This window comes from Pseudomonas sp. BF-R-30, from assembly GCF_019956175.1.
Classification (GTDB): Bacteria; Pseudomonadota; Gammaproteobacteria; order Pseudomonadales; family Pseudomonadaceae; genus Aquipseudomonas; species Aquipseudomonas jessenii.
The window spans coordinates 109,177-133,382 of the sequence record NZ_JAHBDE010000022.1; the positions used below are offsets into that span (position 1 = coordinate 109,177).

Below are 24,206 nucleotides of genomic sequence, written 5' to 3' on the forward strand. Positions count from 1 at the left end.
CTTGATGATGAATCTTCGTATTCAGCAGCCGTTCACTTCGACGCCAAGGCGCCAGGAAGGATCGGTGAGTGCATTGATGGCGTTCGCATTGGCAGCGATGTTCATGGTAGCGGGCTTGGCTCTAGACGTGAGCCACATGTTGTTGAACAAGACGCGCCTGCAGAACGCTGTCGATGCTGCCGCTCTGAGTGGCGCCAAAACCCTGAGCCAGATGGAAGGCGGGGCCAGCATTGTCACCATTTCCACAGCGACACGCACTGCTGCGCTCAATACGCTGATGCAAAATGCCAATGCCGCGGGAAATAGCGAACTGGCAACGGCGATGGATGGCAACGAAGTCACATTTGCGACGGTGAAACTGTCAAACCAACTCGATGGCACCACGTTCGACTATCCCGCGCCGACGCCGGATGCCAAATACGTTCAGGTAGAGGTGCAGACCTATAGCCTGACGGGTTTTTTCTGGAACTTCGTCCAGACACCCGGCTTTGGCAGTTTGGGGGCCAAAGCGGTGTCGGCGACCGCCACCGCGGGACCCAGCCCTACCAGCCCCTGCGATCTCGCACCCTTGATGGTCTGTGGCGACCCGAGCCAATACGACCCGAGCGCTGATATGTTCTGGGGCTTTCAGTTTGGTGATTTGCAGGTATTGAAGACGGGGGCCGGCAAACCGTCCGACAACATGAGTCCAGGCAACTATCAATTGCTCGACTTTGGCTCGGGCGGCAATGCGGTCAGGGAGGATATGGCCGGAGGTGGCAAGGTCTGCCGCAATGTGGGGGACGAAGTCCAGACCGCCCCAGGCAACAAGGCCGGGCCTACGTCTCAAGGCCTGAATACGCGTTTTGGCATCTACGACGGCGGCCAGATCAGTGCCTCTGCCTATCCGCCGGACCTGGTGACCACGTCCAGTACCCCAGCAATCACTGACGACGGTACAGGTCCGAAGTACCAGAATAAAGCCATCACTTCGAACAATGGCGATCTCACGGCGGACGGCAACGCAATGCTGGACTACAACGACTGGCGTGCGAGCGTTGCCGCGTGTGTGGCAGCGCCCGGTGGTGACTGTAAGGCCAACGGGGTGTTCGAGCGCCGGATGCTGAAAATCGTGGTGGGTGACTGCACCGATAGACAGAATGGTTCAACCTCGATTCCTGTCCTCGGTTTTGGCTGTTATTTCGTGGTGCAGCCCATGAGTAGCGGCGGCCAGAACTCGGAGATCTTCGGCCAGTTCGTGAAGGAGTGCGAAGGCGACAACGTGGCCGGCCCCTCGTCGCCAACCGATTTCGGCCCGCAGATCATTCAGCTCTACAAAACCTATCGCAACGTCAACAACACTTCCATACCGAGTACTGACTCGTAGGAGGCGTCATGAGACTTCACGCGTTTAAAGATCCGCAGCGCCAGCAAGGCCTGGCCATCGTCGAATTCACCCTTTTCCTGCCGGTATTGCTGTTGCTGTTGCTGGCCTTTGGTGAGTTCGGCCGCATGCTCTATCAGTACAACGTTTTGCTGCAGGCCAGCCGTGATGCCGACCGTTTTGTCGCCAGCCAGGCTTGGAATTCGACGAAGGGCACTATTGATCTGACCACTCCGGCCACATTGGTGGACCAGACGAAAAAAGTTGCGGTGTATGGCGTGCCTGTCGACACTGGGAACGCTGTATTGCCAAGGTTGGAGCTTGGCGACGTGGACGTTGCCGCGGTGGGCATCAACCATGTGCGGGTCACCATCACTTACACGTTCTGCCCAGTGATTAGCGGTGACAATTGTGACGGCGCGATTCCAGGATTTTTTGGAAGTCAGATTGCACTGGGCATTCCACTGGTCGCCACTACCGTGATGAGGGCACTGTGATGAACAGAAAATACATGCGCGGCACCTATGTCGTGGAGTTCGCCATCATTGGTCTGCTTATGTTCACACTGTTGTTCGGTGTAGTGGAAATGGGTCGCCTGTACTTTACGGTCAATGCGCTGGATGAAGTCGTGCGCCGTGGTGCGCGCCTGGCGGTGGTGTGTGATATCGACCATTCGATGATCCGGCAGCGGGCGATCTTCAATGACGACAACGATGCAGATACGAGCCAGCTGATCGGCGGTCTGAACATCGACCACCTGAAGCTGACCTATCTTGACGCAAACGGTGCGGAGGTGGCCAACCCCACTACCAGCGACTATGCCATCCGTTATGTCCAGTTGAGTCTGCAAGACTTTGATTTCAATCTGTTTATTCCCGGGTTCGGCGTATCCATTACCTTGCCTATGTTCAGGGCAACCTTGCCACGCGAAAGCCTCGGACGGGAGTCCACTCAATGCTGAATACCAAGGATACCCCACTCTCCAGTTCGACCGGTAAAGCCGGGCTACGGTTGTTGATCAGCAGCCGGGATGCCACGTCGTTGCGCGACCTGCAGAGCGTTTGCCAACGCATGCCCAGCCTGGAGGTGAGCACTCGCCTTGTGAGCAATGGGCATGTCGACCCGCTCTACGGCCTGGACCGGATGCCCGATCTTTTGCTGTTGCGCGTCAGCCACCTGTGGCGCGAGGAGCTGGCGGCACTGTTGCAGCGCCCGGCCCATGAGCGTCCGCCGATGTTGGTGTGTGGGCTGCTGAGCGAACAGGAAGGCATGCGCCTGGCGATGCAGGCCGGCGCCCGTGACGTGCTGCCCGAGCCTGTCGCCGAGACAGAACTGGTCGCCGCCTTGAATCGGCTGGTCATGGAGGTTCGGACCGGCAGCGGGACAGAAGGGAAATTGCTCGCCGTGATCAGCGCCAAGGGCGGATCCGGCGGCACCATGCTGGCCTGCAACCTGGCTCAGCAGCTCAGCCTGAAGGGTGGCAGTACCCTGTTGCTGGACATGGACCTGCAATTTGGCAGCGTGACGCATTACCTGGATGTGGCGCAAACCCACAGCCATCTGGAGGTATTGCATCAGATCGACGGCATGGACACTGTTGCGCTACGGGGTTTTTGCAGCCACTTCAGCCCGACCTTGCATGTGCTGGGTGGACGGGCCGGAGAGCTGTGTCTGCCGCAGGATGCTCAACCCGAGCAACTTGACACCCTGATGCAGTTGGCCCGTGCCAGCTATGACTGGGTGGTGATCGATCTGCCACGGCAAATCGATCACCTCACCGGTTCCGTGCTGGAACAGGTGGATAGGGTGTACGTGGTGGTGCAGCAGAGCGTCAGCCATCTGCGCGATGCCAGCTCCCTGGTGCGGATTCTTCGCGAAGACCTGGGCGTGCGTGGGGATCAATTGCAGATAGTGATCAACCGCTATGACAAGACGGCAGCGGTCAGCCTCAAGGATATCGGCGAGGCGCTGCGCTGCACGAACCTGTCGAAATTACCCAATGATTTCAACCTGGTCAGCCAGAGTCAGAATACGGGTGTGCCATTGGGTCTGCATGCGCCGAAGGCGGCGATCACCGTTGCCCTGTGCAACGTGGCCGATGACCTGCTCGGCAACCAGATGGCTGGAAAGAAAGGCGTGTTCAAACGCGCCTTCAACCGTTTTTTCGGGGGGTGACCCATGATCAGCGACTTTCGTAACCGTTTGCGCAAACAGTCCGGTAAACCCGCCTCATCGCTGGCTAACCAGCCGGGTGACGACCTGCCGGATTCGGCCGAGGAAATAATGGAGTGGGAACGTGCAACGCCGGACGTTCTTTACGAAACCAGAAGTCAGGTCACCCCGGTGGAAGCCGAGTGGCGAGAAAAGATCTATCAGCAGTTGCTCAAGGTCATGGACCTGTCCTTGCTGGACTCCCTGGAACAGGCAGAGGCCACGCGGCAGATTCGCGATATTTGCCAGCGCCTGCTCGATGAGCATTCGGCACCGGTGAGTACGTCCAGCCGCCAGTTGATCATCAAGCAGATCACCGATGAGGTGCTCGGCCTTGGTCCCCTGGAACCGTTGCTGGCCGATCACAGCGTGTCCGACATTCTGGTCAATGGCTATGCCTCGGTCTATGTCGAGCGCTTTGGCAAACTGCAACGCACCGATGTGCGCTTTCGCGATGATCAGCATTTGCTGAACATTATTGACCGCATCGTTTCCAGCCTGGGGCGGCGTATCGACGAGTCTTCGCCGTTGGTGGATGCCCGGCTCAAGGACGGTTCGCGGGTCAACGCGATTATCCCGCCGCTGGCCATCGACGGCCCGAGCATGTCGATCCGGCGCTTTGCGGTGGACCTGCTCAATACCGACAGCCTGATCCAGGTGGGTACATTGACCCCGGCCATTGCCCTGCTGCTCAAGGCGATAGTGCGTGGGCGCTTGAACGTGCTGATTTCCGGCGGTACCGGCAGCGGCAAGACCACCATGCTCAATGTCCTGTCCAGTTTCATTCCGCACAACGAGCGGATCGTGACCATCGAGGATTCGGCCGAACTACAACTGCAGCAGCCCCACGTGGTTCGCCTGGAAACCCGGCCTTCGAATATCGAGGGGCGTGGCGAGGTGAGCCAGCGGGAATTGGTGCGCAACAGCCTGCGGATGCGCCCGGACCGCATCGTGATCGGCGAAGTGCGCGGCGTCGAGGCGCTGGACATGCTGACGGCGATGAACACCGGCCACGACGGCTCGTTGACCACGATCCACGCCAACACCGCGCGCGATGCGTTGGGGCGGGTCGAGAACATGGTGTCGATGACCGGGGCGACCTTCCCGATCAAGGCCATGCGTCAGCAGATCGCATCGGCCATTGATGTGGTGATCCAGTTGGAACGCCAGGAGGACGGCAAGCGCCGTCTGGTCAGCGTGCAGGAGATCAACGGCATGGAAGGCGAGATCATCACAATGACCGAAATCTTCTCCTTCGCGCGCCATGGCATGGGCGAAAACGGCGAAGTGCTGGGTGACTATCGGCCCAGCGGCATGATTCCCGCTTTCCGCGATGTACTGGCCAAGCGCGGCATCGAGTTGCCGCTGGCAATGTTCAGGCCTGAGTGGATGGAGGCACGGCAGTCATGAATCAAATTCCTGGTGAATTCATTCTGATGTTTCTGGGCATGGTGTTCATTGCCGTCTTCCTCCTGTCCCAAAGCGTGGCGGTGCCGGTGTTTGGCGAGGCCGGCAAGATGCGCAAGCGCATCCGCGGCCGCCTTCACGTACTGGAGAAAGCCAATAATTTGCCCAACATGCAGACGGTGTTGCGGCAGAAATACCTGACGCGCTTGTCGCCCCTGGAGGCCAGGCTTGAGCAGCTGCCCTTTATGGAAGCATTGACGCAGATGATTGAGCAGTCCGGGCACGAATACCGGGCCTATCGGGTATTGCTGCTCGGGCTGGCGCTAGGTGTCTGGGCGGGCATCTTGATCTGGATGGTCTCGTCAGTCTGGTGGATGGCGCTGATCGCGGGCTTCGCGGTCTTCTGGTTACCCATACTGAAAATCTCTCGTGACCGTGGCAAGCGTTTCGCTGAGTTTGAGGAAGGCCTGTCGGATGCGCTGGATGCCATGTGCCGCGCTCTGCGTGCCGGGCACCCATTCAACGAAACCCTGCGTCTGGTGGCCGAGGAGCACAAGGGTGCGGTCGCTCATGAGTTTGGCCTGACCTTCTCCGATATCAACTATGGCAACGATGTACGCCGGGCCATGCTCGGCCTGCTGGAGCGCATGCCGAGCATGACGGTGATGATGCTGGTGACCTCGATCCTCATCCATCGCGAGACCGGCGGCAATTTGACCGAGGTGCTGGAGCGTCTGAGTCGCCTGATCCGCGGGCGCTTTCGCTTCCAGCGCAAGGTCAAGACCCTATCGGCCGAAGGGAGGATGTCGGCCTGGATACTGGTGGCCATTCCCTTCGTGCTGGCGGCGGTGATCGTATTCACCACCCCTAGATACATGCCGTTGCTGTTCAATGATCCGGTGGGCCATAAGCTGATATTCGGGGCTTTTGGTTCCATGTTGGTCGGGATTTTCTGGATTCGTAAAATCATCCGGATTCAGGTTTAAGCGGTATTCGCTACCGGGAGTACAGGTCATGGATTTTTTGCTCGGATTGTTCGGTCGGGTCACAGGGAACGAGGAGATGGCGCGCCTGTTGTTCCTTGGCGCGATCGGTTTGAGTACTGTGCTTGCGGTCGTCGCCGTGATCTTGTTGATGCAGGGTCTTCAGGACCCGGTGCAGCGGCGTCTGGCGCTGATCAAGCGTGGTCATTTAGGCAATACGACCGGGCAGGAAGCTCCGGGTAACCTGCAACTGTTGCTGGAGCGGGTCGGCCAGCGCTTTGCCTCGGCCGAATCGGCTCAGACGTCCGTTACCCAAACCCTGTTGATGCATGCGGGATACCGCTCCTCGTCGGCGGTGCAGATGTACTGGGCGGTACGCTTGATGTTGCCGCTGTTATTGATCGGTATTGCCTTGCTGTTGTTACCGATGATTCCCAAGGTTTCCCTGATCATGGGGCTGCTGTTGGTGGTCATGGTGGCTGGTATCGGATGGTTGGTGCCAGCGCTGTATGTCGCCAAGCGCAAGCAGTTGCGACAAGGCCGGCTGCGTGCCGCGTTTCCGGATGCGCTGGATCTGATGGTGGTGTGCGTGGAGTCGGGCCTGGCCTTGCCCACGACCATCGAGCGGGTGGCTGAGGAGATGTCGGTCAGTCAGGTCGAACTGGCTGAAGAACTGGCCATGGTCAATGCACAAATCCGCGCGGGCATTTCCAGTACCGAGGCGCTCAAACAACTGGCTGTGCGCACTGGCCTGGATGACGTACAAGGGCTGGTCAACCTGTTGGCGCAGAGTATCCGTTTTGGTACCAGCGTGGCCGACACCTTGCGCATCTATGCCGATGAGTTCCGCGACCGGCGTACGCAGGCCGCCGAAGAGATGGGGGCGAAAATTGGCACCAAGATGATATTCCCGCTGATTTTCTGTCTGTGGCCGAGCTTCTTCCTGATAGCCATTGGCCCCGCCATGATCGGGGTACTCAAGGCATTCGGTAAGTGAGCAGGAGTGGCTTGCTGTCGAACAGGATGGCTGTACTGCATAAGAACGGGGTGGAGCAGGCGAACGGAGTGCATTCACTCCAATCGCTTGCTCCACCTTGTAGTACCTGGACTGTATTTTCCTGCACTCGTGATTGAGCCCGGCTTTTTAGCCAGGCCACTCTGGACGACGCCAGAGGCTGATCACCCATCGATATGCCTCAGTTGCCGATAGTCATTTGTCCCGCTGCATCCTGGTCATAAAACTCCGGAATCGGGTAGTTGAAGCTATTCAGCCAGCGCTGCATGGCCAGGTCACGTTCGGTGGCCGAGGCGGTTTGCAGTTTAGGGGAGGCAACCACACCGCGAATCTGCAGCTGCAACCACTGTTCGGTGCCTTGTTGATACGGCGAAGAAGGGCCCGGCTCAATGGCCCAGGCAGTGGTTGACAGGCAAGCCGTGCACACGATCAACAGCCGTTTGGTATTCATCTCGACTCCTCGAACGTTCTACTTGTTCGCACTGGCTGAGGCATCGGCTACCTCAGTCTTGCGATTCCCCTCGGATGCCACCACTTTTTTGGCGGAGGCCTTGAGTTTTTCCGCGCGGGTTTGAGCCTCTACGACTTGCTTGGGGCTCAAGTCGGCGCGGGTCACGAGTTCGGCTGCCGCCTTCCAGTTATCCTGATAGATCAGCAACGTCACCATGTTGAGTGCCGCCAGTGTGTTTGCCTGCTTGAGCTCCATGGCGGTCATGAACTCAAAGCGTGCTTCGGGGATCCGTCGCTGATTGAGGTAGACGACCCCCAGGTCATTGCGCATCCTGTCGTCGGTGGGGGCCATCCTCACCGCACGCTCGAGGTGAGTGGCAGCGGCGGCATTATCATTTCTGGCGGCGGCCAACTGGCCCAGGCCATGTTCCCCTTCAGCCGCCAGACAGGTGCCTAGCAAGCCTTCGTACAACGGCTGCGCGTCGCCGCTACGCCCCATCAAGCGCAGCACCCGCGCTTTGCGCAGGCGAACCTGGACCAGGTTGTCGGGCAATCCTTCTAGATTCGCCAGGCTGGCATACAAACGGCCTTCGTCGGCCATGTTGTCGGCCAGGTTCAGGGCCAGTTCTTGCTCCGAACCGGGCTTGGCACAGCTGGCCGGTCGCGAAGACAGGCCATTGCTGGCACAACCTGCGAGCATTAATGTCGCCGCAATTGCAATGACTGCTTTCATCGAAGGTCCTCTGGCGACAACAGGTTGAGCGCCTGGCCAATGGCAATACAGCTGGCCCGGCAAGCGTTCAACGTCACCGTTACGAGTGAGGGCGAGGCCAGTCTGGTTCAGGCTCCGGTTCATTTCGAGAGTCCGCTGAGACTGTCGAAGTCGCCATTTTCCAGGAAGAACATGCGGTAGAAGTTCGGGTCGTAATTGCGCAGCTGCTCACCAGGCAATGACGGTAGTTGTGCATTGGCCGCCAGTGGCTGGACCAGATGGGGGGTGACGATCATCAGCAGTTCGCGCTCTTCACGGTTGATGGTGTTGTCGCGGAAAAACGCGCCCAGAACCGGGATATCGCCCAGCCCCGGAAACTTGTTCACCTGGGAATTGTTGCGGGAGCTGATCAGGCCGCTGATGACGAAACTTTCGCCGTCGGCCAGGGAGATGCTGGTATCGGTCCGGCGCACGGTCAGGGCCGGGACGACCGTGCCGGCGATGCTCACGGCGTTGGTGAAGTCCAGTTCACTGACTTCCGGCGCCACCTTCAGCGCGATACGGTTTTTCCCGACGATGGTCGGCGTCAGGGTCAGGCGGATACCGAATTCCTTGTACTCGATGGACACGTTATCGCTGCCTGAACTGGGCACCGGAATCGGTATTTCACCGCCGGCCAGGAAGCTCGCACTCTGCCCGCTGAGCGCTACCAGGCTTGGCCGTGCCAGGGTGTAGGCGAAGCCGCTGCCCTCCAGCGCATTGAGCGCCACCAGGGTACTGCCGGTAGCAAACGTGAGGTTGAAGTTGTCGTTGTTCACCGGTATCGACGGCGTGACAATGCCGCCGATGGTGGGCAAGGTTCTCGGCGAGCCGAACAGCCAGTTGCCACGGATGCCGAAAATCGAGGCGGAGGCTTCCTTGAGTTTGGTCCGGCTGACTTCAACGAAGCGGATATCGGTCTGCACCTGGCTCGGTAGCAACGGGTCGTCGGAGGGCACCGACGGCACACTGGTCAGCGCCGATGTGGCTCTACCCTTGACGAACACCATGCTTTGGCGTGGAGTTTTCGAACAGGCGGTCCAGACCATCAGGCTGGTGGTCCCCGGCGCAATGCCCGTGAGTATGAACGCGCTGCTGCCGCTGGGCTGCACGTCGGCAATTTTCGGGTCACCCACCGCCAGTTGTGTTACTGGAACGGGGCTGCGCAGTTCATTCTGCAGCCCTTGGCCGACCTCGTACGTAGACGGCCAATTGTCCAGTTGCGAGCAATTGGCCGGCGCGGCCTGAGCCGCATCCACGCTGAGGCCCATCCAGAACAGGCCATGGAAAATTCGCTTGAAAGCGGGCACGGTACGAAGGCTCATTAAGTACATCCTCACTGGATAGGCCATCTTTAGTCAGGCTGAGTTGTCTCGGATCACTTCACGGGGACCGGACTATCCCCCCCAATGCGCCAGACCACTTATCCACGGCCTCGGCGTTATTCCTTGCGTGCTACACACGAGCGGGCGCAGTTCGCTGATCTGGCTGGATAGCGAGCGACCTTTGCTGAAACGGTTTTCAGTGATCCGGTGACCTGGACTGCCCGTCGGAGCGAAACTCGCGCCTATGGTTCGACCTGGTCCCCCCGGAAAGTCATCGGCAATGCAGGTACAGAGCCGGAAAACGCCTGCCAGGATCATGGTGAGGTAACTCCTTTTGCCAATCCGCTATCTGATCACTGAAGCTAACGTGAAAACTCAAGCCGTTATGACTTCTTGTAGTTTGAAGGTAGTTCAATCAAACCAAAGTGCCATGAGATAGAGAGAAAACTATTGGTGCAAAGGCTGGAGATAGGCAGGCGGACGCTGCGGAAAAGGTCGCAGCACAGTGCGGTTGCCTGAAGTCGACGGGGTGCGCTGAAGGAAAAAAAAGGCCCGCATGCTCAAGCATGCGGGCCTTTGGCATCACTGATTGATGATCAGTGCTTGCTGTCCTGGTTCGACAGCGCCAGCAACTGCTTTTCCTGGTTCCAGTCGAAGGGCTCGTCGTTCTGTTCGGCTTCGAAGCGGCGCTCTTCCAGTGCCTGATACAGGTCGATTTCATCATCGGGCATGTAGTGCAGGCAGTCGCCGGCGAAATACCACAGCAGGTCGCGCGGGACCAGGTGAGCGATTTGCGGATAGCGAGTGATGACCTGGCACAGGATGTCCTGGCCCAGGTACTGGCTTTCGATCGGGTCGACAGGCAGTAACGCAAGCAGTTCGTCGAAGCGCTCAAGGAACAAGGCATGACTTTCGTCGGGAACCTGCTCGGCCTCACCTACGGCGACCAGGATGCTGCGCAGGTGGTCGAGTAAAACGAGATGATCGGCAACGATGTTGGACACGAGATAAGTCCTCAAGAGCAAAACGGGCGCGGGAGTATAAAGCGCCCGCGCCCGTTTTTACATGCTTGACGGGATCAGCGGACTTTTCCCTCCGCCAGTGCCAAGGCCTCTTTGTCAAAGTCATCGACATCGATCACCTTGCGCCGGGCCGCCTCGGCTTCTCGCAGGGTTTGGGCTTCCACCGGCTGCAATACACCCGCCTCGAGGGCGGCATCGATCACCGACTCGCCGGCCACCGGTTTGACCTGGCCACTCTTGAGTGCCATATGCAGTTTTTTCTGCAGCGGCTGTGCGGCGCTCAACAGGTTGCAGGCGTGTTGCAATGCACCGACCGGATCGTCGCTCGCTTGCGGTCGGTAGCACCCCAGGAGCACTTCCTCCAGTGCCGGGTCGCCCTTGGCGCGGCCGATCACCCTTGCGACTTCGACCCCGAGTTTGTCCGATGGCCCTTTGTGCCGGCGCCCGAACGGGAACACGATCACTCGCAACAGGCAGCCCGCGACTTTGTTCGGGAAGTTGCTCAGCAGTTCATCCATCGCCCGTTCCGCCTGGCCCAGGCTTTCTTCCATGGCCCAGGTCAGCAGTGGTGTCATGTACTGCGGTGAGTCAAGGTCGTTGTAGCGCTTGAGCGCGGCGGACGCCAGGTAAAGGTTGCTCAATACGTCGCCTAGCCGTGCGGACAGGCGTTCGCGGCGTTTCAGTGCGCCGCCCAGCAACATCATGCTGAGGTCGGCGAGCAGGGCGAAAGCAGCGGCCTGACGGTTGAGTGCGCGGAAATAACCTTGGCTGAGTTTGTCGCCCGGGGTGTGTTCCAGATGCCCGAAACCGAGATTGAGCACCAGCGTACTGGCGGCGTTGCCCACGGCGAAACCGATGTGCTTGAGCAGCAGGTCATCGAATTCTCTGAGCGCCTGATCCTTGTCTTCACGGCCGGCGAGGGCCATTTCCTTGAGCACGAACGGATGGCAGCGAATCGCGCCCTGGCCGAAGATCATCAGGTTGCGCGAGAGAATGTTCGCGCCTTCGACGGTGATGAAAATCGGCGCGCCGTTCCATTTGCGACCGAGGTAGTTGTTCGGCCCCATGATGATCGCCTTGCCGCCGTGCACATCCATGGCGTCGCTAATGCAGTCGCGGGCGCGTTCGGTCAGGTGGTACTTGAGAATTGCCGACAGCACCGACGGTTTCTCGCCCAGATCGACTGCATTGGCGGTCAGCATGCGGGCGGCGTCCATCATCCAGGCGTTGCCGCCAATGCGGGCCATGGCTTCCTGGATGCCTTCGAACGAGGCAATCGGCACATTGAACTGCTCGCGAACCTGAGCGTATTGGCCCGTTACCAGACTGGTGAACTTGGCCATGCCGGTGCCCACCGCCGGCAGGGAAATCGAACGCCCGACCGACAGGCAGTTCATCAGCATCATCCAGCCTTTGCCGAGCATCTCCTGGCCGCCGATGAGGAACTCCAGCGGGACGAACACGTCCTTGCCCGAGTTCGGGCCATTCATGAATGCCGCGCCCAACGGCAGATGCCGGCGGCCGATCTCGACACCGGCGATGTCGGTCGGAATCAGTGCCAGGCTGATGCCCAGGTCTTCCTTGTCACCCAGCAGGTGATCCGGATCGTAGGCCTTGAAGGCCAGGCCGAGGAGGGTGGCCACCGGACCGAGGGTGATGTAGCGTTTTTCCCAGTTCAGGCGCAGGCCGAGGACTTCCTGGCCCTCCCATTCACCTTTGCAGATCACTCCAGAGTCCGGCATACCGCCGGCGTCGGAGCCGGCCAGCGGACCGGTCAGGGCAAAACACGGGATGTCGTCGCCGCGCGCCAGGCGAGGCAGGTAATGATTGCGTTGTTCGTCGGTGCCGTAATGCAGCAACAGTTCGGCCGGGCCGAGGGAATTGGGGACCATCACGGTTGAGGCAAGGTCGCCGCTGTGGCTCGCCAGTTTCATCGCCACTTGCGAGTGGGCATAGGCGGAGAAGCCCTTGCCGCCAAACTCCTTGGGGATGATCAGGGCGAAAAAGCCGTTGTCCTTGATGAATGTCCATGCTTGTGGCGGCAGGTCCATGGTTTGACCGAGCTGCCATTCACTGACCATGGCGCAGAGTGTTTCGGTCGGCCCGTCGATGAAGGCCTGTTCCTCTTCATTCAATTGCGCCTTGGGATAGGACAGCAGCTTGCTCCAGTCCGGACGGCCACTGAACAGTTCGCCGTCCCACCAGACCGTGCCAGCGTCGATGGCATCGCGTTCGGTTTGCGACATCGGCGGCAGGGTTTTCTGGAACCAGTTGAACATCGGCGCGCTGAACAATTTGCGGCGCAGGTCGGGCAGCAGCAAAGGCGCGGCGACGGCGGCGATCAACACCCAGAAAACCAGCAGCAGCCAGCCCGGTGCGCGGCTGAAAGCGCCCATGGCCACGACATAGATGGCCACGATGACCAAGGCGGGCAGCGGGGCGATGCGGCGGTGGGCCAAATAAGCAATCCCGACCAGCAAAACCAGTATCCACAACAACAGCATATTCATTCCTCCGTGAAACCAGGGCGAACCAGCCCACAGAGCTTAGACGGCATCCGCGAAACAGGCTGGTTGGAGCGATGTGATTCGAATCGTGGGAAACCCCGGATGATTTTCGTGCGACAAATGGGCCGCACACGTGGGAAATACGTTCATTGAGCGAGCGGCAAAGCGGCCATGTTTGGCCGAAACGTCGTTATCTCTGTGCTGAAGCTCTCGCTAGACTCGGAGCTTCCCCAGGAGATTATTTTCATGCGCGAGTATCTGAGTCCCGGCCGCTTCATCGATAGTGACCATCCGTCCGTGGTGGAGTTCGCCGAAAAGCACCGTGGCGCCAGTCGCGATCCGCTAGAGCAGGCGATCAGTCTCTATTACGCCGTGCGCGAAGCGGTGCGCTACAACCCGTACACGTTCAGTCGCGACCCGCAGACCCTGCGCGGCAGTTATGCGCTGGCGGCCGGGGAGAGTTACTGCGTGCCCAAGGCCACGTTGCTGGCAGGTGCAGCGCGGCATTGCGGGATTCCCGCGCGGATCGGCCTGGCGGATGTGCGCAATCATTTGTCGACGCCACGGCTGCTCGAATTGCTCAAGAGCGACATGTTCGCCATGCACGGCTACACCGAGTTTTACTTGCAGGATCGCTGGGTCAAGGCGACACCCGCGTTCAACCGCAAACTCTGCGACCTGTTCAATGTGGCGCCGCTGGAATTCGACGGGATCAACGACAGCGTTTTTCATCCCTTCAACCGCGATGGCGCGAAGCTGATGGAGTACCTGGTCGATCACGGCCAGTTCGCCGACGTACCTGAAGCGTTCTTTTTCGAACACCTGGAAAAGTGCTATCCGCACCTGTTCGGTGAGCAACAGCAACCACTATTGGGCGATATGCAGAGCGATTTGAGTCGCGCCTGATCCGGCGTATGCTGCCTGCCCACTTACCGAAAAAGAGGCGGTCATGCTGAAGATCTGGGGTCGGAAAAACTCGTCGAATGTCAGAAAACCATTGTGGGCCGCCGAAGAACTGGGACTGGCCTACGAGGCGATCGATGCCGGTGGCGCCTTTGGTGTCGTCGATACACCCGAATACCGCGCCATGAATCCCAATGGTCGCGTGCCTGTCATTGAAGACGACGGTTTTGTGTTGTGGGAGTCCAACGCCATCGTGCGTTACCTGATGGCCTTGCATGCCGGCGGCACGGCCTGGTACCCGAATAGTCCCAAGGCGCGGGCCACTGCCGACAAGTGGATGGACTGGACCACCTCAAGCTTTGCCGGCCCGTTCCGTACCGTGTTCTGGGGTGTGCTGCGTACCCCGGCAGACCAGCAGGACTGGCCCGCCATCAAGGCCGCGATCAAGGAGTGCGACACGCTGCTGGCAATGGCCGATCAGGCGTTGGCGAACAAGCCCTACCTGTCCGGAGACGAGATCGGCATGGGCGATATTCCCCTGGGCAGTTTCATTTATGCCTGGTTCGAGATGCCGATCGATCGTGCGCCACAACCGCATCTGCAGGCCTGGTATGGCCGGTTGAAACAGCGTCCGGCGTATCAAAAGGCGGTCATGACCGCGTTGACTTAATACTCACTATCGACACGCTTGACTGTACTTGTGTGGCGGCGACAAGCACCATTGTGCCACTCCGCTGCGGTTGTATTGTTCGCCGCCGCCCATACTTATCCTTTTCTTCCCTTCTTGGTGCGTAAATCAGATATGAGTTCCGCTCTGTCCATCCGGCAGCTAACCAAAACCTACGGCAACGGTTTCCAGGCCCTGAGTGGTATCGATCTGGATGTCGCCGAAGGTGACTTTTTCGCCTTGCTCGGCCCGAACGGCGCCGGCAAGTCCACGACCATCGGCATTCTCTCGACCCTGGTGAACAAGACCAGCGGCACGGTGAACATCTTCGGTCACGACCTGGACAGGAATCCTGCGCAGCTCAAACGCTCCATCGGCGTGGTGCCTCAGGAATTCAACTTCAACCAGTTCGAAAAGACCTTCGACATCGTCGTGACCCAGGCCGGCTACTACGGCATCCCGGCGAAAATCGCCAAGGAACGCGCCGAACAGTACCTGACCCAGCTCGGCCTGTGGGACAAGAAGGACGTGCCATCGCGCTCGCTGTCCGGCGGTATGAAGCGTCGCCTGATGATCGCCCGCGCGCTGGTTCATGAACCGCGCCTGTTGATCCTCGACGAGCCGACCGCCGGGGTGGACATCGAGCTGCGTCGCTCGATGTGGAGCTTCCTCACCGAGCTGAACCAGAAAGGCATCACCATCATCCTCACGACCCACTATCTGGAAGAGGCTGAGCAGTTGTGCCGCAACATCGGCATCATCGACCACGGCACCATCGTCGAGAACACCAGCATGCGGCAGTTGCTCAGCCAGCTGCATGTCGAAACCTTCCTGCTGGACCTCAAGGGCGACCTGCCAGCTGCGCCGCAGTTGCTCGGCTATCCGTCCCGGCTGATCGACAGCCACACCCTGGAAGTCCAGGTGGAAAAGTCCATGGGTATCACCGCGCTGTTCACCCAGTTGGCGCAGCAGAACATCGAAGTGCTGAGCCTGCGTAACAAAACCAATCGCCTCGAGGAGTTGTTCGTGTCCCTGGTGGAGAAAAATCTGTCGAAGGTGGCGGTATGAGTTCCGAGCTGCGCCCCAACCTCGTTGCCCTCAACACCATCGTTTACCGTGAAGTCCGGCGTTTCACCCGGATCTGGCCCCAGACCCTGCTGCCGCCGGCCATCACCATGGTCCTGTACTTCGTGATCTTCGGTAATCTGATTGGTCGGCAGATCGGCGACATGGGTGGCTTCACTTACATGGAGTACATCGTGCCGGGGCTGATCATGATGTCGGTGATCACCAACTCCTATGGCAACGTGGTGTCGAGTTTCTTCGGCAGCAAGTTCCAGCGGTCCATTGAAGAATTGATGGTCTCGCCGTTGTCGCCGCACACCATCCTGATCGGCTACACCCTGGGCGGTGTGCTACGCGGCTTGATGGTGGGGATCATCGTGACCCTGCTGTCGCTGTTCTTCACCCATTTGCAGGTGCATCACCTGGGCGTGACCATTCTGGTGGTGGTGCTGACCGCGACCATCTTCTCGTTGCTGGGCTTCATCAACGCCGTGTTTGCGCGCAACTTCGATGACATTTCGATCATCCCGACTTTCGTGCTGACGCCACTGACCTACCTGGGCGGGGTCTTCTACTCGATCACCTTGCTGCCACCGTTCTGGCAGACCGTGTCCCTGGCCAACCCGGTGCTGCACATGGTCAACGCGTTCCGCTACGGCATCCTTGGCGTATCGGATATCCGCATCAGCGTGGCCATCGCCTTCATGCTGGTTGCGACCGCGGTGCTGTATCTCGGTAGTGCAAGGTTGCTGGTCAGCGGGCGCGGGATGCGGACTTAAGGGATACCGCGTTGCTTTCAATCGCGAGCAGGCTCGCTCCCACAGGGGATCTTGTTCGCCGCGTAGATTGAATGTGGGAGCGAGCCTGCTCGCGAAAGCGTCAGCCCGGACACCACAAAAAAAACGGCCTCCCAAGTGGAGGCCGTTTTGCATTCTCACATCCGGCTCTTCTTGCGCCGCTTCCACTGCCTGGCCACCCACCAGCGCCAATACATCATCACCAGAAAGTAGGCCAGTGCGCCGAGTACCAGCCCAGTTACCACCGAGCCCAACAGAAACGGTTGCCACAAGGTCGAGATTTCACCCGTGATCCATTCCCAGTTCAGTGAGTCCGGCAACTGTCGGGCGGGAACGTCCATCAGCCAGGCGCCGGTCTGGTAAGTGCAGAAGAACACGGCAGGCATGGTGATCGGGTTGGTCAGCCAGACCAGGCTCACGGCAATCGGCATGTTGCCGCGCACGATGATGGCGAGGATTGCCGCCAGCAGCATCTGTAGCGGGATCGGCAGGAACGCGGCGAACAGCCCCACCGCCATGGCGCGGGCAACGGAGTGGCGGTTGAGGTGCCACAGGTTCGGGTCATGCAACAGCGTGCCGAGAAAGCGTAAGGACTTGTGTTCCCTGATGCTCATCGGGTCTGGCATGTAGCGTTTGAATAAGCGCCGGGGCATAAGGCTTCTCGGTCGGTCAGGGCGGCAAGTATGTCTGGATTCCATGAACTGCCTATTCAGATTTTGTGACAATTATTGACGGCGCCCATGGGACGAGCGGGCTAAGCCTTGAAGGGGACTTTCAAGGACGGGCTTATGCGCACAGGGATGATGGCGCTGGCGTTGGGTCTTTTGACCTTGCGTTTTTTACCGGCATTACCGCCGGTCTGGTTATGGCTGGCGATGCCGGTGGCGGGTTTGATGTTGCTGCCGTTCAGGACTTATCCGGTGGCGTTTTACTTGTTCGGCTTGAGTTGGGCCTGCGCGAATGCGCAATGGGCGCTGGATGACCGGTTACCGCCGGCGCTGGACGGAGAAACCCGTTGGGTCGAAGGGCGGGTCACTGGCTTGCCCCGGCATGACGACGGTGTCGTGCGTTTCGAGTTGACCGACATCCAGTCCCGACGTACCCGGCTGCCGCAGCAAATGCGTCTGGCCTGGTATGGCGGGCCGCCGGTGAACAGTGGCGAGCGCTGGCGCCTGGCAGTCAAGTTGAAGCGTCCGGTCGGGCTGCTCAATCCGCAGGCCTTCGACTACCAGGCCTGGTTGCTGGCACAACGCATCGGGGCGACCGGGACGATCAAGCAGGGCGAACGCCTTGCGCCAGCCCAGTGGGCCTGGCGCGATGCAATCCGTCAGCGTTTGCTGGCGGTGGATGCCCAAGGGCGAAACGGCGCGTTGACGGCGTTGGTGCTCGGGGACGGCGCCGGGTTGAGTCGCGAAGACTGGCAGGTATTGCAGGACACCGGCACGGTTCATCTGTTGGTGATTTCCGGGCAGCACATCGGATTGCTGGCGGGCGTCGTGTATCTGCTGATCGCCGGCCTGGCCCGCTTTGGGTTATGGCCGAACCGTCTGCCATGGTTGCCCTGGGCGTGTGGCCTGGCATTCGCCGCTGCGCTCGGTTACGGGATGCTGGCCGGTTTCGAGGTGCCGGTGCGACGGGCCTGCTTGATGATTGGTCTGGTGTTGTTGTGGCGTCTGCGGTTCCGTCATCTCGGTGCGTGGTGGCCACTGTTGTTGGCACTCAACGGCATTTTGCTGCTGGCGCCGCTGGCGAGTCTCCAGCCTGGTTTCTGGCTGTCTTTCGCGGCCGTGGCAGTCTTGATATTGACCTTCGGCGGACGTTTGGGGCCGTGGCGTTGGTGGCAGACCTGGACCCGTGCCCAGTGGCTGATTGCAATCGGGCTGTGCCCGTTGTTATTGGCACTGGGGTTGCCAATCAGTCTGAGCGGGCCGCTGGCCAATTTGTTTGCGGTGCCCTGGATCAGTCTGGTGGTACTGCCACCGGCGTTGCTCGGGACGCTGTTGCTGCCGGTGCCTTATGTGGGTGAGAAATTGCTGTGGCTGGCGGGCGGTCTGATCGACGGTTGGTTCAGCGGCTTGGGGTTCGTCTCCGGTCAGGTTCCTGCGTGGGTGCCCGCGGCGGTCCCGCTATGGGCCTGGGCAATCGGTGCTTTTGGCGCCTTTTTGCTCTTGCTGCCGCGAGGCTTGCCGATGCGCCCGTTAGGGTGGCCCATGCTGTTGATGCTGGTTTTTTCGCCCAGGCCGATGTTGCAGGAGGGCATGGCGGAAGTCTGGCAACTGGATGTCGGTCAAGGCCTGGCGATCCTGGTGCGCACTAGGCATCACACGTTGCTGTATGACGCCGGACCGCGTTTCGGAGAACTCGACCAGGGGGAACGGGTGGTGCTGCCGGCATTGCGCAAACTGGGGGTGAAGGGCATAGACCTGATGCTGATCAGCCACGCCCACGCCGATCATGCCGGCGGTGCCCCGGCGATTGCCAGGGGGTTGCCGGTGAAACAGGTGGTCAGTGGTGAACCGTCAGACTTGCCTGCGCAACTGCAGGCCGGGAGATGTGAGAGCGGTCGGCGGTGGACCTGGGATGAAGTCGATTTCCAGCTTTGGCACTGGCCATTGGCCGGCGACAGCAACCAGAACTCTTGTGTCTTGCTGATCGAGGCCAATGGCGAACGGTTGCTGTTGAGTGGCGACATCGATGCCGCCGCCGAGAGAGCCCTGCTGGACAGTCCGTTGGCCCGGCCCACCGATTGGCTGCAGGCGCCACACCACGGCAGTCGCAGCTCGTCGTCCAATGCCCTGCTGGATGTCCTGCAACCCAAAGGTGCGCTGATCTCCCGCGGGCAGGGCAATTCGTTTGGCCATCCGCATCCCACGGTCATCGCGCGTTATCAAAAACGTGGAATGGCGATCTACGACAGCGTCGAACAGGGTGCCATTCGTCTGCAACTGGGACGCTTCGAGCCGCCGTGGTCATTGCGCCAGGAACGGCGTTTCTGGCGCGATCCGCCGCCCTTGAACCCATAACCGAGCGTTATCAAAGCCCGACCGGATGCGACATCACGGTCTTCGGTGCGTCCACCCCCTATGTTAGAGTGGCGCACTTTTTCGAGGGGGCTGTCACTGTGTGGGAATTGGTCAAATCCGGCGGCTGGATGATGCTGCCGATCATTTTGAGTTCCATCGCGGCCATGGCGATCGTTGCCGAGCGTCTGTGGACCCTGCGGGCCAGCCGCGTGACCCCGGAGCACTTGCTCGGGCAGGTATGGGTCTGGATCAAGGACAAACAGCTCAATAAGGAAAAGCTCAAGGAACTGCGCACCAATTCGCCTTTGGGCGAGATCCTGGCGGCCGGCCTGGCCAACTCCAAGCATGGTCGCGAGATCATGAAGGAGTGCATCGAAGAGGCCGCTCAACGGGTCATCCATGAGCTCGAACGCTACGTCAACGCCCTGGGCACCATTGCTGCCATGGCCCCGTTGCTGGGCTTGCTCGGTACCGTGCTGGGCATGATCGATATTTTCAGCGCGTTCACAGGCTCAGGCATGACCACCAACGCCTCGGTACTGGCCGGTGGTATTTCCAAGGCCCTGATCACCACGGCTGCCGGTTTGATGGTTGGTATCCCGGCGGTATTCTTCCATCGATTCCTGCAACGCCGGATCGATGAACTGGTGGTAGGGATGGAGCAGGAAGCGATCAAACTGGTCGAGGTAGTGCAGGGCGACCGCGACGTGGACCTGGCCGGGAGCAAAGCGTGAAATTCCGCCGCAAACCACGGGAAACGGTGGACATCAACCTCGCGTCGCTGATCGACGTGGTGTTCATCCTGCTACTGTTTTTTGTCGTGACCACCACCTTCACCCGTGAAACCCAGCTGCGCGTCGATCTGCCGGAAGCGGTCAGCGGCGCGCCGGCCGACGATCAGAACAAGCCTCTGGACATCGCCATCAGTGCCGACGGCGTGTTCTCGGTGAACAACCAGATCCTGCCGAAAAGCGACCTGGCTTCGCTGATGGACGCGCTGCAGAAGGAAGCCAATGGCGACACCAACCGGCCACTGTCGATCAGCGCTGATGGCAAGACACAGCATCAGTCCGTCATCACCGCCATGGATGCGGCCGGCAAGCTCGGTTTCAGCCATTTGCGCATGACCACTGTCGAAGCGGCGCCCCCCGCGTCCTGATGGCCATGTCCGATCGATTGCTCGCCGCGTGGTACGCAGGTCATCCGGCCCTGAAACTGTTGCAGCCACTGGAATGGCTGTACCGGCGCGTGGTCATGAACAAGCGCAAGCGCTTTCTGGCCGGTGAGGGCGAGATCTATCAGCCACCGGTGCCGTTGATCGTGGTCGGCAACATCACCGTGGGTGGCACCGGCAAGACACCGCTGATTCTGTGGATGATCGAGCACTGCCAGCGCAGCGGCCTGCGGGTCGGCGTGGTCAGCCGCGGCTACGGCGCCAAACCGCCGCAATTGCCATGGCGAGTCGAGGCCGAGCAAGGCGCCGAGGTCGCCGGTGACGAGCCGTTGCTGATCGTCCAGCGCACGGGCGTACCGCTGATGATCGACCCCAATCGCAGCAACGCCGTCAAAGCCTTGTTGGCCAGTGAGCCGCTGGACCTGATCCTGTCCGACGACGGCATGCAGCACTACCGCATGGCCCGTGACCTGGAACTGGTGCTGATCGACGCCGCCCGTGGCCTGGGCAATCGCCGTTGCCTGCCTGCCGGGCCATTGCGTGAGCCGGTCGAGCGCCTGCAAAGCGTCGACGCGGTCCTCTACAACGGTGCCGTGGCCGACCGCGATGATGGATTTGCCTTCCTGTTGCAACCCACCGCGCTGGTCAACCTGCTCAGCGGCGAACGGCGTCCCCTCGACCACTTTGGCGCAGGCCAGGCCGTGCACGCGGTGGCCGGCATCGGTAATCCACAACGTTTCTTCAAGACCCTCGAAACGCTACACTGGCAGCCGGTTCCACATGCGTTTGCCGACCACGCCGAATACAGCGTGGAGGCGTTGAATTTCACGCCGTCATTGCCGTTGGTGATGACGGAAAAGGACGCGGTGAAATGCCGTGCCTTTGCCGCCGCCGACTGGTGGTACCTGGCGGTCGATGCTGTGCCGTCGCCGGCCTTCGTGGCCTGGTTCGACACGCAGTTGATGCGCCTGCTGCCGGCTCGTTTGTTGCCTTAACTCCGTTTTTTCCAGGGAATGCTCATGGACACCAAATTGCTCGATATCCTCGCTTGCCCGGTCTGCAAAGGCCCGCTCAAGCTCAGCGCCGACAAGACCGAGCTGATCAGCAAGGGCGCAGGCCTGGCCTACCCGATTCGCGACGGCATCCCGGTGATGCTCGAATCCGAAGCGCGCACCCTGACCACCGACGAGCGCCTGGATAAATGACCACAGCCTTTACCGTCGTCATTCCATCGCGTTACGCCTCCACACGCCTGCCCGGCAAGCCGCTGCTGCTGATCGCCGGCAAGCCGATGATCCAGCACGTCTGGGAACAGGCGAGCAAAAGCAGCGCCGAGCGGGTAGTGGTGGCCACCGACGACGCGCGCATCGTCGAGGCCTGCAATGGCTTTGGCGCCGAAGTGGTGCTGACCCGTGAAGATCACAACTCCGGCACCGATCGCCTGGCCGAAGTCGCGATGAAGCTGGGCCTGGCGCCCGACGCAATCGTGGTCAACGTCCAGGGCGACGAGCCGCTGATCCCGCCGAACGTGATCGATCAGGTGGCCGCCAACCTGGCAGCCCACGCCGAAGCGCGCATGGCCACCCTGGCCGAGCCGATCGAAGACGTGGACACCCTGTTCAATCCCAACGTGGTCAAGGTCGTCAGCGACCTCAATGGCCTGGCGCTGACGTTCAGCCGTTCTACCTTGCCCTGGGCGCGGGATGCCTTCGCCGTGAACCGTGAGCAGTTGCCCGAAGGTGTGCCGTACCGCCGCCATATCGGCATTTATGCCTATCGCGCCGGATTCCTGCAGGATTTCGTCAGCTGGGGTCCATGCTGGCTGGAAAACACCGAGTGTCTGGAACAGCTGCGTGCGCTGTGGCACGGCGTACGAATTCACGTCGCCGATGCACTGATCGCGCCGCCACCCGGTGTCGACACCGTTGAAGACCTTGAGCGCGTTCGTCGCCTGCTGGAGGCGTGATGCGGGTTCTGTTTGTCTGCCTGGGCAACATCTGTCGCTCGCCCACGGCCGAAGGCGTGCTGCGGCATAAGCTGCGCGAGGCCGGCTTGGCCGATCAGGTTGAAGTGGCCTCCGCCGGCACCGGTGACTGGCATGTCGGCAAGGCGCCGGACAAGCGCAGTCAGGCCGCGGCGAAGCTGCGCGGTTATGACTTGTCCGCCCAGCGCGCCCGGCAAGTCAGCCGTGCCGATTTCGCCACCTACGACCTGATCCTGGCGATGGATAACAGCAACCTGCGCAACCTCAAGGCCTTGCAGCCGGCCAAGGGCAAGGCCGAGCTGGACCTGTTCCTGCGTCGCTACCAGTCGCCAGTCGATGAAGTGCCGGACCCGTACTACGACGGCGAACAAGGCTTCGAGCAGGTGCTGGACCTGATCGAGCACGCCAGTGATTTACTGGTGATCGAATTGAAGGGGCGGTTATGAGTTTGCAGGTTCAATCACAGGTTTCGCTCAAACCGTTCAACAGCTTTGGCGTGGATGTCCAGGCCCGGCTGTTTGCCGAGGCCCATAGCGACGCCGATGTGCGCGAAGCTCTGGCCTACGGGCTGGAGTACAAGGTCCCGGTGCTGGTGATCGGCGGCGGCAGCAACCTGTTGCTGACGGCGGATATCGAATCACTGGTACTGCGCATGGCCACGCGCGGGATTCGCGTGCTGAGCGATGAGGGCGGCAAAGTGGTGATCGAGGCCGAGGCGGGCGAGCCCTGGCATCCATTTGTGCAACACACACTGTCCCTGGGGCTGTCCGGCCTGGAAAATCTCAGCCTGATTCCCGGCACTGTCGGTGCGGCACCGATGCAGAACATTGGCGCTTATGGCGTCGAGATCAAGGATGTGTTCGCCGGCCTGACCGCCCTCGATCGCCAGACCGGCAAACTGCGCGACTTTACCCTGCAAGAGTGCAACTTCGCCTACCGCGACAGCCTGTTCAAGCAGGAGCCGGGGCGTTGGTTGATTCTACGTGTGCGTTTCGTCCTCGACCGCGCCGCGCATTTGCACCTGGAGTACGGCCCGGTGCGCCAGCGCCTGACCGAACAAGGCATCGAGCATCCGACCGCCAGCGATGTCAGCCAGGCCATTTGCAGCATCCGCAACGAAAAACTCCCGGACCCGGCCGTACTCGGCAATGCCGGCAGCTTTTTCAAGAACCCTTTGGTGTCGTCGGCGCTGGCTGCACGGCTCAAGGGTGAATACCCGGACCTGGTGGCCTATGCGCAACCCGACGGGCAGATGAAACTGGCCGCCGGTTGGCTGATCGAGCGGGCAGGGTGGAAAGGTTTCCGTGAAGCTGATGCTGGCGTGCATAAATTACAGGCGCTGGTGCTGGTCAACTATGGAGGCGCGACGGGCCTGCAACTGCTGAATCTGGCGCAGCGCATCCAGAAAGACATTCTCGAGCGTTTCCATGTCGATCTGGAAATGGAGCCGAACCGGTATTGAGCTAAGCTTTCAAGACGGATCAAAAAGCCCTGCACAATGTTTATTGTGCAGGGCTTTTTTGTTAATGCTCGGTTAACTTAGTCAGCTAACGATGCAC

Annotated in this window: 25 protein-coding genes; 19 read left to right on the forward strand and 6 right to left on the reverse strand. The window is 60.2% G+C overall.

Translation table 11 applies throughout. The annotated features are described in order from the left end of the window. Nucleotides 1-4 precede the first annotated feature (4 nt). Genes KGB20_RS13190 through KGB20_RS13220 form a run of 7 tightly spaced genes read left to right on the forward strand, consistent with a single transcriptional unit; the run spans nucleotide 5 to nucleotide 6,961 of the window. The gene (locus KGB20_RS13190) at nucleotides 5-1,366 is read left to right on the forward strand and encodes a pilus assembly protein TadG-related protein (protein WP_223532439.1); all 1,362 of its coding nucleotides are present in this window, start codon (nucleotides 5-7) and stop codon (nucleotides 1,364-1,366) included. An 8-nt stretch (nucleotides 1,367-1,374) separates the two neighbouring features. Continuing rightward, nucleotides 1,375-1,860: a TadE/TadG family type IV pilus assembly protein gene (locus KGB20_RS13195; RefSeq protein WP_223532441.1), complete on the forward strand. Its 486-nt coding sequence runs from the start codon at nucleotides 1,375-1,377 to the stop codon at nucleotides 1,858-1,860. Next, nucleotides 1,860-2,324: a TadE/TadG family type IV pilus assembly protein gene (locus KGB20_RS13200; RefSeq protein ID WP_223532443.1), complete on the forward strand. Its 465-nt coding sequence runs from the start codon at nucleotides 1,860-1,862 to the stop codon at nucleotides 2,322-2,324. Before KGB20_RS13195 ends, KGB20_RS13200 begins: the two co-directional genes overlap by 1 nt. Then, complete coding sequence (locus tag KGB20_RS13205) at nucleotides 2,318-3,538, forward strand: AAA family ATPase (RefSeq protein WP_223532445.1); 1,221 nt, start codon at nucleotides 2,318-2,320, stop codon at nucleotides 3,536-3,538. The genes KGB20_RS13200 and KGB20_RS13205 overlap by 7 nt, the downstream gene beginning before the upstream one ends. A 3-nt stretch (nucleotides 3,539-3,541) precedes the next feature. Then, nucleotides 3,542-4,984: a CpaF family protein gene (locus KGB20_RS13210; RefSeq protein WP_223532447.1), complete on the forward strand. Its 1,443-nt coding sequence runs from the start codon at nucleotides 3,542-3,544 to the stop codon at nucleotides 4,982-4,984. Beyond that, entirely contained in the window at nucleotides 4,981-5,967 is a 987-nt protein-coding gene (locus tag KGB20_RS13215) for a type II secretion system F family protein (RefSeq protein WP_223532449.1), read from the forward strand. The genes KGB20_RS13210 and KGB20_RS13215 overlap by 4 nt, the downstream gene beginning before the upstream one ends. A 28-nt stretch (nucleotides 5,968-5,995) precedes the next feature. Continuing rightward, nucleotides 5,996-6,961, forward strand: a complete 966-nt coding sequence (locus KGB20_RS13220; RefSeq protein ID WP_223532451.1) for a type II secretion system F family protein — start codon at nucleotides 5,996-5,998, stop codon at nucleotides 6,959-6,961. 199 nt (nucleotides 6,962-7,160) lie between these two features. Here KGB20_RS13220 and KGB20_RS13225 read toward each other — a convergent pair whose 3' ends face one another. From KGB20_RS13225 to KGB20_RS13245, 5 genes are all read right to left on the reverse strand, one after another. Further along, nucleotides 7,161-7,430 (reverse strand): DUF3613 domain-containing protein, encoded by a 270-nt coding sequence (locus KGB20_RS13225; protein ID WP_150812188.1) that lies wholly within the window; start codon nucleotides 7,428-7,430, stop codon nucleotides 7,161-7,163. A gap of 18 nt (nucleotides 7,431-7,448) precedes the next feature. Further along, nucleotides 7,449-8,162 (reverse strand): tetratricopeptide repeat protein, encoded by a 714-nt coding sequence (locus tag KGB20_RS13230; protein WP_223532453.1) that lies wholly within the window; start codon nucleotides 8,160-8,162, stop codon nucleotides 7,449-7,451. A 119-nt stretch (nucleotides 8,163-8,281) separates the two neighbouring features. Beyond that, entirely contained in the window at nucleotides 8,282-9,505 is a 1,224-nt protein-coding gene (locus tag KGB20_RS13235; RefSeq protein ID WP_223532455.1) for a type II and III secretion system protein family protein, read from the reverse strand. Between the two features lie 596 nt (nucleotides 9,506-10,101). Further along, nucleotides 10,102-10,509 carry a PA2817 family protein gene (locus tag KGB20_RS13240; RefSeq protein ID WP_007972361.1) on the reverse strand — a complete coding sequence of 136 codons (408 nt, stop codon included), beginning with the start codon at nucleotides 10,507-10,509 and terminating at the stop codon, nucleotides 10,102-10,104. 74 nt (nucleotides 10,510-10,583) lie between these two features. Further along, complete coding sequence (locus KGB20_RS13245; RefSeq protein ID WP_223532457.1) at nucleotides 10,584-13,031, reverse strand: acyl-CoA dehydrogenase; 2,448 nt, start codon at nucleotides 13,029-13,031, stop codon at nucleotides 10,584-10,586. 249 nt (nucleotides 13,032-13,280) lie between these two features. Here KGB20_RS13245 and KGB20_RS13250 point away from each other — a divergent pair, with 249 nt between their 5' ends. The 4 genes from KGB20_RS13250 (at nucleotide 13,281) to KGB20_RS13265 (ending at nucleotide 16,448) form a co-directional block, all read left to right on the forward strand. After that, on the forward strand, nucleotides 13,281-13,940 hold the full coding sequence (locus KGB20_RS13250) for a transglutaminase-like domain-containing protein (RefSeq protein WP_057713694.1): 660 nt from the start codon (nucleotides 13,281-13,283) through the stop codon (nucleotides 13,938-13,940). 43 nt (nucleotides 13,941-13,983) lie between these two features. Then, complete coding sequence (locus KGB20_RS13255; protein ID WP_223532459.1) at nucleotides 13,984-14,607, forward strand: glutathione S-transferase family protein; 624 nt, start codon at nucleotides 13,984-13,986, stop codon at nucleotides 14,605-14,607. Between the two features lie 132 nt (nucleotides 14,608-14,739). Next, nucleotides 14,740-15,672, forward strand: a complete 933-nt coding sequence (locus KGB20_RS13260; RefSeq protein ID WP_057713696.1) for an ABC transporter ATP-binding protein — start codon at nucleotides 14,740-14,742, stop codon at nucleotides 15,670-15,672. After that, nucleotides 15,669-16,448 carry an ABC transporter permease gene (locus KGB20_RS13265; RefSeq protein WP_046037490.1) on the forward strand — a complete coding sequence of 260 codons (780 nt, stop codon included), beginning with the start codon at nucleotides 15,669-15,671 and terminating at the stop codon, nucleotides 16,446-16,448. Before KGB20_RS13260 ends, KGB20_RS13265 begins: the two co-directional genes overlap by 4 nt. Before the next feature lie 155 nt (nucleotides 16,449-16,603). Here the strand turns inward: KGB20_RS13265 and KGB20_RS13270 are convergent, their stop codons facing one another. Beyond that, nucleotides 16,604-17,119: a DUF2062 domain-containing protein gene (locus KGB20_RS13270; RefSeq protein WP_057713698.1), complete on the reverse strand. Its 516-nt coding sequence runs from the start codon at nucleotides 17,117-17,119 to the stop codon at nucleotides 16,604-16,606. Between the two features lie 135 nt (nucleotides 17,120-17,254). Between KGB20_RS13270 and KGB20_RS13275 the strand changes: the two genes are divergently transcribed. The 8 genes from KGB20_RS13275 to murB all read left to right on the forward strand — a co-directional run bounded on the left by KGB20_RS13275 (nucleotide 17,255) and on the right by murB (nucleotide 24,109). Next, a complete protein-coding gene (locus KGB20_RS13275; protein ID WP_223532461.1) occupies nucleotides 17,255-19,489 on the forward strand; it encodes a DNA internalization-related competence protein ComEC/Rec2 in 2,235 nt (744 codons plus the stop codon). A 98-nt stretch (nucleotides 19,490-19,587) separates the two neighbouring features. Then, nucleotides 19,588-20,223 carry a MotA/TolQ/ExbB proton channel family protein gene (locus KGB20_RS13280; RefSeq protein ID WP_223532463.1) on the forward strand — a complete coding sequence of 212 codons (636 nt, stop codon included), beginning with the start codon at nucleotides 19,588-19,590 and terminating at the stop codon, nucleotides 20,221-20,223. Beyond that, nucleotides 20,220-20,648, forward strand: coding sequence for an ExbD/TolR family protein (locus KGB20_RS13285; RefSeq protein WP_057713701.1), 429 nt, complete (start codon nucleotides 20,220-20,222; stop codon nucleotides 20,646-20,648). The genes KGB20_RS13280 and KGB20_RS13285 overlap by 4 nt, the downstream gene beginning before the upstream one ends. Next, the gene (lpxK, locus tag KGB20_RS13290; RefSeq protein WP_223532465.1) at nucleotides 20,648-21,658 is read left to right on the forward strand and encodes a tetraacyldisaccharide 4'-kinase; all 1,011 of its coding nucleotides are present in this window, start codon (nucleotides 20,648-20,650) and stop codon (nucleotides 21,656-21,658) included. Before KGB20_RS13285 ends, lpxK begins: the two co-directional genes overlap by 1 nt. A 24-nt stretch (nucleotides 21,659-21,682) precedes the next feature. Further along, nucleotides 21,683-21,868 (forward strand): Trm112 family protein, encoded by a 186-nt coding sequence (locus KGB20_RS13295; RefSeq protein ID WP_003179363.1) that lies wholly within the window; start codon nucleotides 21,683-21,685, stop codon nucleotides 21,866-21,868. Beyond that, a complete protein-coding gene (gene kdsB / locus KGB20_RS13300) occupies nucleotides 21,865-22,629 on the forward strand; it encodes a 3-deoxy-manno-octulosonate cytidylyltransferase (RefSeq protein ID WP_090457217.1) in 765 nt (254 codons plus the stop codon). Before KGB20_RS13295 ends, kdsB begins: the two co-directional genes overlap by 4 nt. Beyond that, nucleotides 22,629-23,093 carry a low molecular weight protein-tyrosine-phosphatase gene (locus KGB20_RS13305; protein ID WP_090457215.1) on the forward strand — a complete coding sequence of 155 codons (465 nt, stop codon included), beginning with the start codon at nucleotides 22,629-22,631 and terminating at the stop codon, nucleotides 23,091-23,093. Before kdsB ends, KGB20_RS13305 begins: the two co-directional genes overlap by 1 nt. Further along, a complete protein-coding gene (gene murB / locus KGB20_RS13310) occupies nucleotides 23,090-24,109 on the forward strand; it encodes a UDP-N-acetylmuramate dehydrogenase (protein ID WP_223532467.1) in 1,020 nt (339 codons plus the stop codon). Before KGB20_RS13305 ends, murB begins: the two co-directional genes overlap by 4 nt. The last annotated feature ends 97 nt before the right edge of the window (nucleotides 24,110-24,206 follow it).